We start from the raw sequence: 2,392 nt of genomic DNA, 5'->3' as shown, positions 1-2,392 counted from the left end.
TACGCATTTTGAAGATATTTGTAAGATTATGAAGCAATACGATATTACCTTCTCATTAGGTGACGGATTGCGTCCAGGTTGTATTGCTGATGCTAACGATGCGGCGCAATTTGGCGAGCTAGAAACCTTAGGTGAGCTAACTAAAATCGCTTGGAAGCATGATGTTCAAACCTTTATTGAAGGTCCAGGTCATGTGCCAATGCAGATGATTAAAGAAAATATGGATAAGCAATTAGAAGAATGTGGTGAAGCGCCGTTCTACACGCTAGGCCCATTAACTACTGATATTGCGCCAGGCTATGATCATATTACTTCTGCAATTGGTGCCGCTCAAATTGGTTGGTATGGTTGTGCTATGCTTTGTTACGTTACTCCAAAAGAGCACTTGGGCTTGCCAAATCAAGACGATGTTAAAGAAGGTATTATTGCTTACAAAATTGCCGCTCATGCAGCCGATCTTGCTAAGGGCCATCCTGGTGCACAGATTCGTGACAATGCTTTATCTAAAGCACGTTTTGAGTTCAGATGGGAAGATCAGTTTAATTTAGGTTTGGATCCGGATACGGCGCGTAAATATCATGATGAAACTATGCCTAAACAAGCGGCTAAAACTTCGCATTTCTGTTCAATGTGTGGCCCTAAGTTTTGTTCAATGAAAATCACGCAAGAAATTAAAACCATGGATGAAGAAGAGCTTGCCAAGATTGATGCAGTTATTCAACTGCAAATGGATCAAAAATCAGCTGAGTTTTTAGCGAATGATTCTGAAATCTATTTGAAAAATGATTCTTAAGCTTTCGTTTGCATTTTTCACCCCAGGGCGGCCTCTCTTTGCTAAAGCAAATTCACCTTCTGCGAAATTTCTAGTTTTTTAAATTCCTTCAGGCAGTATTGCTTGAAAGGATTAAGGCTTTCGCAATTGCAGTAGTTATTCTTGGTCTGAAATACAACAAAATCCTTTAAAACAACGCCTTTTCCAGATTTTAACGCCTCTATGTAGGCATTTTTCACTAATATTAAAGCAGTAGCATAGTGGTTTTTCGTTTATTTTGATATTACAACAATCCATTTTGATTATTTCCTAAATTTTTAAAGATCTCTTAACGTACAATCGTTACCTTAATTATAAGGAATATTTATCATGTGGCTTGCAGCATTAATTAATACCATTGTCGTTGCCTTAAGTGTGTTGATTCATTATGAGTTTTTGTATCGTGCAACCACGCTACTTCCAAATCTTAATGTTAAGTATCGATTTAAAATTGTATTAGTGGTGTTTATTGCATTAATTGCCCATGTGGTAGAAATATGGCTATTTGCATTGGCATATTTCCTTATGATTCAAAATGAAGCCTGGGGTTTGATACAAGGTAATTTTGACGGATCACTGATGGACAGTCTTTACTTCTCATTTACTAATTTCACCACATTGGGTTTTGGCGATATTGAGCCATTTGGCGCCATTCGATTTTTAGTTGGTATGGAGGCGTTGGTTGGCTTTGTGCTAATTACTTGGAGCGCTTCATTCTTATACTATGAGATGCAGCGTTATTGGGATGCTAAATAAGATTTGTAATTAATTTAGAGAGTTTTTTAACCGCACCTTGTTGTGACTCAAAGTAGTTTTTAGCATTACTACCTAGTATTTTTAGCTGTTTTTTGTCATCCAGCAGCTCTATTATTTTTCCAAATAATTCATCCGAATTTTGTACTTGAATAGCTGCTTGTTGCGATAGTAAATCTGCAGATATTTCAGCAAAATTAAATACCGTTGGGCCAAATAATATAGGCTTGGAAAGGGCGGCTGGCTCAAGCATATTATGCCCGCCAGTATCATTTAAACTACCACCCATAAAGACAACATCACTCACTTCAAAATAGCTCATCATCTCTCCCATGGAGTCGCCTAATAGTACTTGAACCTTGGTGGCCGATCTTGCGCTTGATCGGCGCTCAATGGTTAAGCCTGCAGTATTGACTAACTTTTCTACTGAATTAAACCGTTCAGGATGTCTTGGAACAATAACCAGTAGTGTGTCAATCTTATCTTTAACAGTTAAAAAACTATTAATAATTTGCTGCTCTTCTCCTTCATGAGTGCTGGCAAAAATGATTACCATTCGATTGCCAATAATTTTTTTAATGGCTTTTGTGGTTAGCTGTTCTGCTTGAGGATTTTGATCAAATTTAATATTTCCCGCGTTAACAACCTTATCTTTCGCCATACCAAGATTGATAAAACGATCTGCTGAGTTTTGATTTTGCGTGGCAATTAAACTTAAATTATTTAGCGTTTCACTCACCAGAGTAGATGCAAATTTTTGATATTTCCCTAGTGATGGTTCAGACATTCTGGCGTTGATTAAAATACTAGGAATGTTATTTTTCTTAA

General features: G+C 37.1%; 3 protein-coding genes. 2 read left to right on the top strand and 1 reads right to left on the bottom strand.

The features are described 5' to 3' along the window. The coding region (locus BTHERMOSOX_RS10425) for a phosphomethylpyrimidine synthase ThiC (protein WP_171004747.1) at positions 1 to 793 on the top strand (793 nt) is incomplete at its 5' end. A 348-nt stretch (positions 794 to 1,141) separates the two neighbouring features. Continuing rightward, complete coding sequence (locus BTHERMOSOX_RS10420; protein ID WP_138121082.1) at positions 1,142 to 1,567, top strand: ion channel; 426 nt, start codon at positions 1,142 to 1,144, stop codon at positions 1,565 to 1,567. On the opposite strand, the gene BTHERMOSOX_RS10415 is transcribed toward BTHERMOSOX_RS10420, so the two are convergent. Further along, a partial coding sequence (locus BTHERMOSOX_RS10415; protein ID WP_138121081.1) for a 3-deoxy-D-manno-octulosonic acid transferase occupies positions 1,560 to 2,392 on the bottom strand: 833 nt, incomplete at its 5' end. The genes BTHERMOSOX_RS10420 and BTHERMOSOX_RS10415 overlap by 8 nt on opposite strands.

Origin of the sequence: Bathymodiolus heckerae thiotrophic gill symbiont (assembly GCF_900128515.1) — a bacterium.
GTDB lineage: Bacteria > Pseudomonadota > Gammaproteobacteria > PS1 > Pseudothioglobaceae > Thioglobus_A.
Note: the sequence above shows the minus strand (reverse complement) of the source record. Positions and strands in the feature narration are given on the sequence as shown.